At 61.7% G+C, this 12,378-nt stretch carries 10 protein-coding genes; all 10 read left to right on the top strand.

Features of this window, described 5'->3' with window-relative positions; all coding sequences use genetic code 11:
* Window positions 1-115: 115 nt before the first annotated feature.
* The 10 genes from aroQ (at window position 116) to ACSPX5_RS26880 (ending at window position 12,350) form a co-directional block, all read left to right on the top strand.
* Window positions 116-571: a type II 3-dehydroquinate dehydratase gene (gene aroQ / locus ACSPX5_RS26925; protein WP_169428681.1), complete on the top strand. Its 456-nt coding sequence runs from the start codon at window positions 116-118 to the stop codon at window positions 569-571.
* A gap of 24 nt (window positions 572-595) precedes the next feature.
* On the top strand, window positions 596-1,063 hold the full coding sequence (accB, locus tag ACSPX5_RS26920; protein ID WP_007951023.1) for an acetyl-CoA carboxylase biotin carboxyl carrier protein: 468 nt from the start codon (window positions 596-598) through the stop codon (window positions 1,061-1,063).
* Between the two features lie 17 nt (window positions 1,064-1,080).
* Window positions 1,081-2,439 (top strand): acetyl-CoA carboxylase biotin carboxylase subunit, encoded by a 1,359-nt coding sequence (accC, locus tag ACSPX5_RS26915; RefSeq protein WP_011332264.1) that lies wholly within the window; start codon window positions 1,081-1,083, stop codon window positions 2,437-2,439.
* A 166-nt stretch (window positions 2,440-2,605) separates the two neighbouring features.
* Window positions 2,606-3,484, top strand: a complete 879-nt coding sequence (gene prmA, locus ACSPX5_RS26910; RefSeq protein WP_439820586.1) for a 50S ribosomal protein L11 methyltransferase — start codon at window positions 2,606-2,608, stop codon at window positions 3,482-3,484.
* 30 nt (window positions 3,485-3,514) lie between these two features.
* On the top strand, window positions 3,515-4,786 hold the full coding sequence (locus ACSPX5_RS26905) for a DUF3426 domain-containing protein (RefSeq protein ID WP_439820585.1): 1,272 nt from the start codon (window positions 3,515-3,517) through the stop codon (window positions 4,784-4,786).
* 185 nt (window positions 4,787-4,971) lie between these two features.
* Window positions 4,972-5,982 (top strand): tRNA dihydrouridine synthase DusB, encoded by a 1,011-nt coding sequence (gene dusB, locus ACSPX5_RS26900; RefSeq protein WP_207865658.1) that lies wholly within the window; start codon window positions 4,972-4,974, stop codon window positions 5,980-5,982.
* Window positions 5,979-6,299: a DNA-binding transcriptional regulator Fis gene (gene fis / locus ACSPX5_RS26895; protein WP_003186237.1), complete on the top strand. Its 321-nt coding sequence runs from the start codon at window positions 5,979-5,981 to the stop codon at window positions 6,297-6,299. Before dusB ends, fis begins: the two co-directional genes overlap by 4 nt.
* 82 nt (window positions 6,300-6,381) lie before the next feature.
* Entirely contained in the window at window positions 6,382-7,989 is a 1,608-nt protein-coding gene (gene purH / locus ACSPX5_RS26890) for a bifunctional phosphoribosylaminoimidazolecarboxamide formyltransferase/IMP cyclohydrolase (protein ID WP_169428679.1), read from the top strand.
* Between the two features lie 188 nt (window positions 7,990-8,177).
* Window positions 8,178-9,470, top strand: coding sequence for a phosphoribosylamine--glycine ligase (purD, locus tag ACSPX5_RS26885; RefSeq protein WP_169428678.1), 1,293 nt, complete (start codon window positions 8,178-8,180; stop codon window positions 9,468-9,470).
* A gap of 102 nt (window positions 9,471-9,572) precedes the next feature.
* A complete protein-coding gene (locus ACSPX5_RS26880) occupies window positions 9,573-12,350 on the top strand; it encodes a hybrid sensor histidine kinase/response regulator (RefSeq protein ID WP_323161500.1) in 2,778 nt (925 codons plus the stop codon).
* Window positions 12,351-12,378: the final 28 nt, after the last annotated feature.

The following is a 12,378-nucleotide window of genomic DNA, read 5'->3' as shown; positions in this document are numbered from 1 at the left end:
TCGCGCAAACATCGGAGATCGTGCTGGCTATTGCAGAGAACTGGACAGTCACAAAGTCTTTGCGGCATAGTCGCCGGGTTCTGATGAAGGCTCACCCATAACAAGGAACACGCAGATGGCAACGCTACTGGTGCTGCACGGCCCCAACCTGAACCTGCTCGGCACCCGGGAACCCGGGACCTACGGGTCGACCACCCTGGCGCAGATCAATCAGGATCTGGAGCGCCGCGCCCGTGACGCCGGCCATCATCTGCTGTATCTGCAAAGCAATGCCGAGTACGAATTGATCGACCGCATCCACGCCGCGCGCGGCGAAGGTGTGGACTTCATTCTGATCAACCCAGCAGCTTTTACACACACAAGTGTCGCATTACGTGACGCGCTGCTGGCGGTGAGCATCCCATTCATCGAAGTGCATTTGTCCAACGTGCACAAACGCGAACCTTTCCGCCATCACTCTTACTTCTCCGACGTAGCGGTGGGAGTGATCTGCGGCCTTGGCGCCAGCGGTTATCGACTGGCCCTGGAGGCTGCACTAGAGCAGCTTGAACAACAAGCTATACGCCCCTGACCGACCCTTGGGAGTTGATGATTCATGGATATCCGTAAAGTTAAGAAACTGATCGAATTGCTGGAAGAGTCCGGCATCGACGAGCTCGAGATCAAGGAAGGCGAAGAGTCCGTACGCATCAGCCGTCACAGCAAGACCCCGGCGCAGCAGTACTACGCACCGGCTCCGATGCAGGCTCCGGCCGCTGCACCTGCCGCGGCTGCCGCTCCGGTTGCTGCTGCAGCCGCTCCAGCAGCCGCTGCTGCTCCAGCGCTGAACGGCACCGTTGCCCGTTCGCCGATGGTCGGCACCTTCTATCGCAAATCTTCGCCAACCTCGCCGTCCTTCGTTGAAGTCGGCCAGACCGTGAAGAAAGGCGACACCCTGTGCATCGTCGAAGCCATGAAGATGATGAACCACATCGAAGCTGAAACCAGCGGTGTGATCGAGTCCATCCTCGTCGAAGACGGCCAGCCGGTTGAGTACGACCAACCGCTGTTCACCATCGTTTGAACTGCGGAGAGCCTTTGATGACTGCGAAGTTGGAAAAAGTTCTGATCGCTAACCGCGGTGAGATCGCCCTGCGGATTCTGCGTGCCTGCAAAGAGATGGGCATCAAGACCGTCGCCGTTTACTCCAAGGCCGACAAAGAGCTGATGCACCTGGGTCTGGCAGACGAATCCGTCTGCATCGGCCCGGCTTCTGCCGCGCACTCTTACCTGCACATCCCGGCAATCATCGCGGCCGCTGAAGTGACTGGCGCTACCGCCATTCACCCAGGCTACGGCTTCCTCGCGGAAAACGCCGACTTTGCCGAGCAGGTCGAGAACTCCGGCTTCGCTTTCATCGGCCCGAAAGCCGAGACCATTCGCCTGATGGGCGACAAGGTATCGGCCAAGCACGCGATGATCGAAGCGGGCGTTCCCACCGTTCCAGGTTCCGACGGCCCACTGCCGGAAGACGAAGAAACGGCGCTGCGCATCGGTCGCGAAGTCGGCTACCCGGTGATCATCAAGGCCGCTGGTGGCGGCGGTGGTCGCGGCATGCGCGTGGTGCACAAGGAAGAAGACCTGATCGCCTCGGCGAAACTGACCCGCTCCGAAGCAGGCGCGGCGTTCGGCAACCCGATGGTCTATCTGGAAAAATTCCTGACCAACCCGCGTCACGTCGAAGTGCAGGTTCTGTCCGACGGCCAGGGCAACGCCATCCATCTGGGCGACCGCGATTGCTCGCTGCAACGCCGTCACCAGAAGGTTCTCGAAGAAGCGCCAGCTCCGGGCATCGACGAGAACGCGCGCAAGGAAGTCCTGGCTCGCTGCGTCAAGGCGTGCATCGACATCGGCTACCGTGGCGCCGGCACTTTCGAGTTCCTGTACGAGAACGGTCGTTTCTACTTCATCGAAATGAACACCCGTGTTCAGGTGGAGCACCCGGTTTCGGAAATGGTCACCGGTATCGATATCGTCAAGGAGATGCTCAGCATCGCCGCTGGCAACAAGCTGTCGTATACCCAGGATGATGTGGTCATCCGCGGTCACTCGCTGGAATGCCGGATCAACGCTGAAGATCCAAAGACCTTCATGCCGAGCCCGGGCACGGTCAAGCATTTCCACGCACCAGGCGGCAACGGCGTTCGCGTCGATTCGCACCTGTACAGCGGTTATGCCGTTCCGCCGAACTACGACTCGCTGATCGGCAAGCTGATCACTTACGGCGCCACTCGCGACGAAGCCATGGCCCGCATGCGCAATGCCCTGGACGAAATCGTGGTCGACGGGATCAAGACCAACATCCCGCTGCACCGTGACCTGACCCGCGACGAAGGCTTCTGCAAAGGGGGCGTGAACATTCACTACCTCGAGCACAAGCTGGCTGGCGAGAAGCACTAAGCTTCAGCCCGCACCTGACAAAGCCGCCTTCGGGCGGCTTTGTTGTTTCCGAAGGTTTCATCTGCTCACACATTCCCCGCTCCCACAAAAGCGTCGAGCTCGCGTAAACTTGCGCGCTTCTCGCAGGCCGCTAGGCTGCAATCAATCTTTTTCACAGGTGCCCGCCATGCCTTGGCTGCAAGTACGTCTGGCCATCAGCCCGGAACAAGCCGAAACCTACGAAGACGCTTTCCTTGAAGTCGGCGCCGTTTCGGTGACCTTCATGGACGCTGAAGATCAGCCGATCTTCGAACCGGAACTCAATACCACCCCGCTGTGGGCACACACCCACCTGCTGGCCCTGTTCGAGGGCGGCACCGAAGCGGCGCCGGTACTGGCCCATCTCGAACTGCTGACCGGCAGCCCGCTGCCCGAGCACCACAGCGAAGTGATCGAAGACCAGGACTGGGAACGCAGCTGGATGGACGGCTTTCAGCCGATGCAATTCGGCCAGCGTCTGTGGATCGTGCCGAGCTGGCACGCCGCACCGCAACCCGATGCAGTCAACCTGCTGCTGGATCCGGGCCTGGCCTTCGGCACCGGCACCCACCCGACCACCGCCCTGTGCCTGGAATGGCTCGACGGCCAGGATCTGAAAGACTGCAACGTGCTGGACTTCGGCTGCGGCTCGGGGATTCTGGCCATCGCCGCCCTGCTGCTCGGCGCGAAAGAAGCCGTCGGCACCGACATCGACGTGCAGGCGCTGGAAGCTTCGCGCGACAACGCCGGGCGCAACGGCATTGCCGACGAACTGTTCCCGCTGTATCTGCCGGAAGACCTGCCACAGGTCAAAGCCGACGTACTGGTGGCCAACATCCTGGCCGGCCCGCTGGTATCCCTGGCGCCGCAGCTGTCAGGCCTGGTCAAGTCCGGCGGACGCCTGGCGCTGTCCGGGATCCTCGCCGAACAAGGCGAAGAAGTCGCCGCCGCCTACGCGCAGGACTTCGATCTCGACCCGATCGCCAATCGCGATGGCTGGGTGCGCATCACTGGCTGTCGGCGCTAGAATGACCGCCTGCTCAATCCGGATCGCCGCATGACCGACAGCTTCGTCACCCAGTGCCCGCATTGCCAAACCAGTTTCCGCGTCAGCCATACTCAATTGAGCGTGGCCCGCGGGGTGGTTCGTTGCGGCTCCTGCCTGCAAGTGTTCAACGCCGCCAAGCAGCTGCTCGAACAACGCGCAGGCAAGGAAGCAGTCACGCCGACGGCGCCAGCCATCACAGAACCGGCACCGGCAACCGAAGCACCGGTCGTCGCCAGACAACCCGACCCCATCGAACCACCTGAACCTCGCGCCATCAGCCAGAAGCAGTGGAGCGCTGCCGAGCTGGATCTCGACAGCCTGGATCTCGATGAAGAGCTGGCTCGTCTCGAGCAGCGGGAAATCCAGCCGACCACCGAATTCGGCGGTGCGCGCCAAGAATCCCTCAGCGCTCGCCGTGACGACCACGAGCCGGATGACGAGCCTTGGTCGGACAGCCTTTTCAGCAAACCGGCAAATGAACGGATCGTCGAGCCTGAACACGCCAGCGATCCCGCCGATTTCGAACCGGTGAAACCGGAACGCACCGAACCTTCACTGTCGCTGGAGCCGGTCGACCTCGATGACGAGCCAGCCATTCCGCAGTTGCGCCTGCATGACCCGATCGATCCGGCAGCGCGCCACGAGCGCCTGTCGGCGAGCACGGAAATCGATGACGATCTGCCGACGGTCGAACCATCCCGCAAAAAGCGCGAACGTGACGAACCCGGCGTACGTGCCGAAGTCCTGCAGGATCTGACCGACGATCCGCTGCAACTGGACTGGCAGAAGCGTCGCTCGCCCTGGGGCCGGCGCCTGCTCTGGCTGTTGCTGGTGCTACTGGCCGCCGGCGGTCTCGCCGGCCAGTACATCAGCTATCACTTCGACGAACTGGCCCGCCAGGACCAGTACCGCCCGTGGTTCCAGCAACTGTGCCCGCAGATCGGCTGCACGGTGCCGTCCAAGGTCGATATCGCCAAGATCAAGAGCAGCAACCTGGTGGTGCGCAGCCACCCGGAATTCAGCGGTGCGCTGGTGGTGGATGCGATCATTTATAACCGCGCACCCTTCTCGCAGCCTTTTCCGTTGCTGGAGTTGCGCTTTGCCGACCTCAACGGACACCTGATCGCCAGCCGGCGCTTCAAGCCCGGCGAGTACCTCAATGGCGATCTCGAAGGCATGGCGGAAATGCCCCCGCAGACGCCCATCCACATCGCCCTGGACATCCTCGATCCCGGACCGAAAGCGGTGAACTACAGTCTGAGTTTCCACTCCCCCGAGTAGAACGCTCCACTGCTTCAGGATTGACGGCAGTTTTCTGACTTTGCCCGGCACGACCAAACCGTCGGCAATAACGAAATGGCTGTTCAGATTTTGTTCAATTCAGCCTTTATCCAGTCATCGAGAGCGGGTATCATGCCAACCCTTTTTCGAACTCTCATGATCCGGCCCCACTTCAGGGAAGTCCTATGTCGGCGGTACGCATCGGCCCATATACATTGCAGAACGGCTTGATCCTCGCCCCCATGGCGGGTGTCACCGACCAGCCCTTTCGTCAGTTGTGCAAGCGTTTGGGCGCAGGGCTTGTAGTCTCGGAAATGGTCACCAGTGACATGAGCTTGTGGAATACCCGCAAGTCGCGCATGCGCATGATCCACGAAGGCGATCCCGAGCCACGCTCGGTGCAGATTGCCGGTGGCGACGCGCAGATGCTGGCGGATGCAGCCCGGGCCAACGTCGAACTGGGCGCACAGATTATCGACATCAACATGGGTTGCCCGGCGAAAAAGGTCTGCAACAAGGCTGCCGGCTCCGCGTTGCTGAAGGATGAAGCACTGGTTACCGAGATCCTGCACGCCGTCGTGGCTGCGGTTGATGTGCCGGTAACCCTGAAGATCCGCACCGGATGGGATCGCGACAACAAGAACGGCCTGACCGTGGCGAAGATCGCCGAGCAGGCCGGGATCACGGCGCTGGCGGTGCATGGCCGCACCCGCGCCGACCTGTACACCGGCGAAGCCGAGTACGACACCATTGCCGCGATCAAGCAGGCGGTGTCGATTCCGGTCTTTGCCAACGGCGACATCGTATCGCCGGAAAAGGCCCGCTACGTGCTCGACGCGACCGGTGCCGATGGCCTGTTGATCGGCCGGGCTGCCCAGGGGCGGCCATGGATTTTTCGTGAGATCGAACACTTCCTGCGTACCGGCGAGAAAATGCCGGCGCCGGAACTGATCGAGGTGGAACGCATTCTGCTTGAGCATCTGGCTGCCCTCCACGCCTTTTATGGGGATGTGATGGGCGTACGCATTGCCCGAAAGCATGTGGGCTGGTATCTCGCAACCTTGCCGGGCGCCAAGGAGTTTCGCGCCCGTTTCAATCGTTTGGATGGTACGGAAACACAATGCGCCAACGTTCGGGAGTTCTTCGCCGAACGTTACAAGAGCCTGACAGGGGACGGAGAAGGGGTGGCCGCATGACGATGATGACCGAGACTTTAGTGAGTGGAACAACACCCGTGAGCGACAACGTGAATTTGAAACAGCACCTCAATACCCCGAGCGAAGAAGGCCAGACCCTTCGCGGGAGTGTCGAGAAGGCGCTGCACAATTATTTCGCCCACCTTGAGGGCGCAGCCGTCACGGACGTGTACAACCTGGTGCTCTCCGAAGTCGAGGCTCCCCTGCTCGAAAGCGTGATGAACTACGTCAAGGGCAACCAGACCAAGGCCAGCGAGCTGCTCGGACTCAACCGCGGCACGCTGCGCAAGAAACTCAAGCAGTACGACCTGCTGTAAGCATTCAATCCAACCAGAAAGGCGCCCGCGTAAAACCGGTCGCCTTTTTTGCTGACTTCCCTTGCTTTTGATGGAAATTGAGATGACCGACCAGACTACCCGCCTGCCGATCCGCCGCGCCTTGATCAGTGTTTCCGACAAGACCGGGATCCTCGAATTCGCCAGGGAGCTGGAAGCCCTGGGCGTGGAAATCCTTTCCACCGGCGGGACCTTCAAACTGCTGCAGGACAACGGCGTGGCCGCAGTGGAAGTCGCGGATTACACCGGTTTCGCGGAAATGATGGACGGTCGGGTGAAAACCCTGCACCCGAAAATCCACGGCGGGATCCTCGGTCGTCGCGGTATCGATGACGCCATCATGAACGAGCACGGCATAAAGCCGATCGATCTGGTAGCCGTCAACCTGTACCCGTTCGAAGCCACCATCAGCAAGCCAGGCTGCGACCTGCCGACCGCCATCGAGAACATCGACATCGGCGGCCCGACCATGGTCCGTTCGGCAGCGAAAAACCACAAAGACGTGGCCATCGTGGTGAATGCCAGCGACTACGCCAACGTTCTGGAAAACCTCAAGGCTGGCGGCCTGACCTACGCTCAGCGTTTCGACCTGATGCTCAAGGCATTCGAACACACTGCCGCCTACGACGGCATGATCGCCAACTACATGGGCACCGTGAACCAGGCTGCCGAGACCCTGAGCACCGAAGGTCGCAGCGAATTCCCACGCACCTTCAACAGCCAGTTCATCAAGGCCCAGGAAATGCGCTACGGCGAGAACCCGCACCAGAGCGCGGCGTTCTACGTTGAAGCCAAACCGGCCGAAGTCGGCATCGCCACCGCGACCCAGCTGCAAGGTAAAGAGCTGTCGTACAACAACGTGGCCGACACCGACGCCGCGCTGGAATGTGTGAAGAGCTTCGTCAAACCGGCCTGTGTGATCGTCAAGCACGCCAACCCGTGCGGCGTGGCCGTGAGCCCGGACGCCGAAGGCGGCATTCGTCAGGCCTACGAACTGGCCTACGCCACTGACACCGAATCGGCGTTCGGCGGCATCATCGCCTTCAACCGTGAACTGGATGCCGAAACCGCCAAGGCGATCGTCGAGCGTCAGTTCGTTGAAGTGATCATCGCCCCAAGCGTCAGCGAAGAAGCCCGCGCCATCGTTGCTGCCAAGGCCAACGTACGCCTGCTGGCCTGCGGCGAGTGGTCGGCCGATCGCGTTCCGGCCTGGGACTACAAGCGCGTCAACGGCGGCCTGCTGGTACAGAGCCGCGACATCGGCATGATCGGCGCCGACGACCTGAAAGTGGTGACCAAGCGCGCCCCGACCGAACAGGAAATCAACGACCTGATCTTCGCCTGGAAAGTGGCCAAGTACGTTAAATCCAACGCCATCGTCTACGCCAAGAACCGTCAGACCATCGGTGTCGGCGCCGGCCAGATGAGCCGCGTAAACTCGGCGCGTATCGCTGCGATCAAGGCTGAGCACGCCGGTCTGCAAGTGGCTGGTTCGGTGATGGCGTCCGACGCGTTCTTCCCGTTCCGCGACGGTCTGGACAATGCGGCCAAGGTCGGTATCACTGCGGTGATCCAGCCGGGTGGCTCGATGCGTGATGCCGAAGTGATTGCTGCTGCTGACGAAGCCGGTATCGCCATGGTATTCACCGGAATGCGCCACTTCCGTCACTAATCCGACAACGGCCGCACTGAAGCCGGCATCTGCTGCGTTGGAGCCGACCTCGATGATGCTCATTGCCAAAAGGCAACTCCGCTCACCGAGGTCGACTCCGCCTTGCATCTACCGGCTTCATTGCGACCTCCTGGAGCGTGAAGCGCTTCAGGTTCTAAAACAGAATTAGCGTCATCCGAGGTTTTGAAATGAATGTTTTGATCATTGGCAGCGGTGGCCGCGAACACGCCCTGGCCTGGAAAGTGGCTCAGGATCCGCGTGTGCAGAAAGTTTTCGTCGCACCGGGCAACGCCGGCACCGCGATTGAAGCCAAGTGCGAGAACGTCGCCATCGACGTGCTGGCCCTTGAGCAACTCGCTGACTTCGCCGAGAAGAACGTTTCCCTGACCATCGTCGGCCCGGAAGTCCCGCTGGTCGCCGGCGTCGTCGATCTGTTCCGCTCCCGTGGCCTTGACTGCTTCGGACCGACGGCGGGTGCCGCACAGCTGGAAGGCTCGAAAGCCTTCACCAAGGATTTCCTGGCTCGCCACAAGATCCCGACCGCCGACTACCAGAACTTCACCGAGATCGAGCCGGCCCTGGCTTACCTGCGTGAAAAAGGCGCACCAATCGTGATCAAGGCCGACGGCCTGGCCGCCGGTAAAGGCGTGATCGTCGCCATGACCCTGGCCGAAGCCGAAGACGCCGTGCGCGACATGCTCGCCGGCAACGCCTTCGGCGACGCCGGTTCCCGCGTCGTGATCGAGGAATTCCTCGACGGCGAAGAAGCCAGCTTCATCGTCATGGTCGACGGCAAGAACGTCCTGCCGATGGCCACCAGCCAGGACCACAAACGCGTCGGCGACGGCGACAGCGGCCCGAACACCGGCGGCATGGGCGCCTACTCCCCGGCCCCGGTGGTCACCGCCGACGTGCACCAGCGCGTGATGGACCAGGTGATCTGGCCGACCGTGCGCGGCATGGCCGACGAAGGCAACGTCTACACCGGTTTCCTGTACGCCGGTCTGATGATCGACAAGGCCGGCAATCCGAAGGTCATCGAGTTCAACTGCCGTTTCGGCGATCCGGAAACCCAACCGGTGATGCTGCGTCTGCAGTCGAGCCTGGTGTTGCTGGTCGAAGCAGCGCTGGCCCAGGCCCTGGACAAGGTCGAAGCCCAGTGGGATCCACGCCCGAGCGTCGGCATCGTGCTGGCGGCCGGCGGTTACCCGGGCGATTACGCCAAGGGCTCGACGATCAACGGCCTGGACGCGGCAGCGGCTCTGGAAGGCAAGGTCTTCCATGCCGGCACCGCGCTCAAGGACGGCAACGTCGTGACAGCCGGCGGTCGGGTGCTGTGCGCTACCGCCATGGGCGCCAGCGTAGGTGCCGCTCAGGAGCAAGCCTACAAGCTGGCCAAGGCCATCGACTGGGAAGGCTGCTTCTACCGCACCGACATTGGCTACCGCGCCATTGCCCGTGAACGCGGCGAAACCCGCTAATAAGCTACGCTGTGTTTCCGGCAGGGGCTCATCGCCCTTGCCGGACTGTTCCGACGCTGCGCATCGTTATATTCTGGCATCAACCTACGAAGGGATTTCGCCGTGCGCTGGCTCAGGATTGCCATAGGCTTCACCGTCACCTTGCTGACCTTGCTCTGCATGCTTCCGGCCCAGGCCGCGCAAGGCAGTGGCTGGTCGATATTGCTCGACGATCAGGGCAACCTCCAGCTGAGCGATATCCGCTCCTCCCGCTACACCAATCAATTCAGCCCCATCGAGCTTGACCGCCTCACCGCGGCCGAACCCGATGGCGCACTATGGCTGCGCTTCAAACTGGCCCCCGGCAAGCACGAACAAGTGCTGCGAATCTTTGCCCCCGACCTGTCGCACCTCAATCTGTACGTCCTGGACGGCGAGCGACTGATCGAACAACGGGAAACCGGGACCGGGCAGGCCCAGGCCGAACGTCCGCTGCCCAGCACTGACTTTCTGTTGCCATTGCCGCAAAGCGACAAGACTCTCGACATCTACCTGCGAATGGTCTCCGATCACCAGTTGCGTCCGTACATCACTCTGCAATCGGCGGTGATGGGCGCGGCCAATCATAACCAGACGCTGATCTACGGCTTGCTGTTCGGCTGCCTCGGCATGCTGATCCTGCACAACCTGATCCGCTACGCCTACACCCGCTCGCGCAGCAGTCTGTGGCTGGCAGTGTGTGAAGGCCTGCTGACCCTGAGCCTGTTGCTGTTGCTCAACCTGGCCGGCCCATGGCTGCCGAACTGGCACGCGATCCAGACCCCCGGCGCCTATCTGGCCCTGCTGCTGACCGCCCCGTCCGGACTGATGTTCGCCTACCGATTTTTCGCTCCGCTCGGCGAACATCCGCTGAACAAGCTGTTGCTGGGCGACATTCTGTTCATCGTGATTTGCAGCCTGCTGCTGTTGTTCGTAAACACCTTGCCGCTGAACATCATTACCTATGCACTGGTGGCCCTGGCGGGCCTGAGCATGTTGCTGGTGGGGTTCTACCACTGGCAGAAAGGCTACCGCCCTGCCCGGTTGTTCGTCGCCGCGATGGTGGTGTTCAACATCGGTACGCTGATCATCCTCCCGGCCTTGTTGGGGTTGACCCTGGTGGCGCCGCAAGGCCTGATCATGACGCTGATGGGGTTCATCTGCATCAGCGGGCTGCTGATGAGCATCGCCCTGGGCGAACGCCAGCGCAGCATCACCGAAAGCCGTTTCAGCATCAGCCGCGACCTCGCCGCGAGCAACGCCGAAATCAACGCCAAAGCCGAATTCCTGGCCAAGATCAGCCACGAGATCCGCACCCCGATGAACGGCGTGCTGGGCATGACCGAACTGCTGCTCGGCACGCCGCTGTCGGTCAAGCAACGGGACTACGTGCAGACCATCCACAGCGCCGGCAACGAACTGCTGACCCTGATCAACGAGATCCTCGACATCTCCCGGCTCGAATCTGGCCAGATCGAGCTGGACGACGTGCAGTTCGACCTCAACGCCTTGATCGACGATTGCCTGAGCATCTATCGGGCGAAGGCCGAACAGCAGAGCGTCGAATTGATCAGCTTCATCCAGCCGCAGGTACCCCGGGTCATCAGCGGTGATCCGACGCGCCTGCGCCAGACCTTGCTGAGCCTGCTGGAAAACGCCCTGAAGAAAACCGAGGAAGGCGAAGTACTGGTCGTGGTCGCCCTCGATGAGCGCAGGGCCGGGCCACGCCTGCGCATTGCCGTGCAGGACAGCGGTCAGCCGATGGATCAGGAAGAGCGCGATGCGCTGATGCACGCCGAGCTCCACAGCAAGCATTTCCTGTCGGCCAACCGACTGGGCGGCAATCTCGGGCTGGTGATCGCACGGCAACTGATTCGCCTGATGCACGGCGAGTTCGGCATCAAGAGCGGTGGCACTCAGGGCAGCACACTGTGGCTGACCCTGCCGCTGGATCCCGATCGCCTGGAGCACCCGACCTCCGATCTCGACAGCCCGCTGCAAGGGGCGCGGGTGCTGGTGGTCGACGACAACGAAACCTGTCGCAAGGTGCTGGTGCAACAGTGCAGCGCCTGGGGCCTGAACGTCAGCGCCGTGCCGTCAGGCAAGGAAGCGCTGGCCCTGCTGCGTACCAAGGCGCATCTGCGCGACTATTTCGACGTGGTCCTGCTGGACCAGAACATGCCCGGCATGACCGGCATGCAACTGGCCGCCAAGATCAAGGAAGACCCGAGCCTGAACCACGACATCCTGCTGATCATGCTCACCGGCATCAGCAATGCGCCGAGCAAGATCATCGCGCGCAACTCGGGGATCAAGCGCATCCTGGCCAAACCGGTGGCCGGTTATACCCTCAAGACCACGCTGGCCGACGAGCTGAACCAGCGCAACCGCGGCCAGGCGGTGTTCCAGCCACAAGCGACCGGCCCGGCCACGGCCGTCAAGGTTCCGAGCGACTTCCGCATCCTCGTCGCCGAAGACAATACGATTTCCACCAAGGTGATCCGAGGCATGCTCGGCAAGCTCAACCTGCAACCGGACACCGCCAGCAATGGCGAAGAAGCCTTGCAGGCCATGAAGGCCCAGCGCTACGACCTGGTGCTGATGGATTGCGAAATGCCGATCCTCGATGGCTTCTCCGCCACCCAGCAACTGCGGGCCTGGGAGGTCGGCAATCAGCGTATCCGTACGCCGATCGTCGCGCTGACCGCGCACATCCTTGCCGAACACAAGGAGCGTGCGCGCCAGGCCGGCATGGACGGGCACATGGCCAAACCGGTGGAACTGTCGCAACTGCGCGAGCTGATCGAGCACTGGGTAGCTCAGCGTGATCAACACAATCGCACGGCGGCACGAACGCCCTGAACCTGGCGAGCGCTCACTTTCTCAACGG

The sequence above is a fragment of the Pseudomonas sp. HLG18 genome, from assembly GCF_051903985.1.
Classification (GTDB): domain Bacteria; phylum Pseudomonadota; class Gammaproteobacteria; order Pseudomonadales; family Pseudomonadaceae; genus Aquipseudomonas; species Aquipseudomonas fluorescens_BT.
This window is presented reverse-complemented; position numbering and strand designations above follow the sequence as displayed.